Annotated in this window: 1 protein-coding gene; it reads right to left on the bottom strand. The window is 44.9% G+C overall.

Going from position 1 to position 301, the window contains the following annotated elements:
* Positions 1 to 301 (bottom strand): hypothetical protein (locus tag NE473_RS31225; protein ID WP_256265651.1); only part of this gene is annotated, 301 nt, incomplete at both ends.

The raw sequence follows: 301 nt of genomic DNA, 5'->3' as shown, positions 1-301 counted from the left end.
GTATCGTAGTTGCAGTGATTCTGCACCACATTATTCTCTACCAGTCCATTTTCACCGACCTCTGCAAGCACTATGCCGTCGCCGAAAATTTCTTCTATATAGTTTCCACGGAAGGTAATATTGCGGAAAGTTTTTGTATTGCGGAAACCAACGCCCTCCGCGCCTGTACTCTGGCCGCTGGAACGGATTCCTTCTTTTGCTACATTCTTAACATAGTTGTTTTCAATCAGAATTTCATTAAAACCGATATAAGAAGTCATCTCGCCTTCCGGTTTCTGCCCATCGATCCATGCATCGGCAC

It is taken from the genome of Hungatella sp. SL.1.14 (assembly GCF_024460495.1).
Lineage (GTDB): Bacteria > Bacillota > Clostridia > Lachnospirales > Lachnospiraceae > Hungatella > Hungatella hathewayi.
Note: the sequence above shows the minus strand (reverse complement) of the source record. Positions and strands in the feature narration are given on the sequence as shown.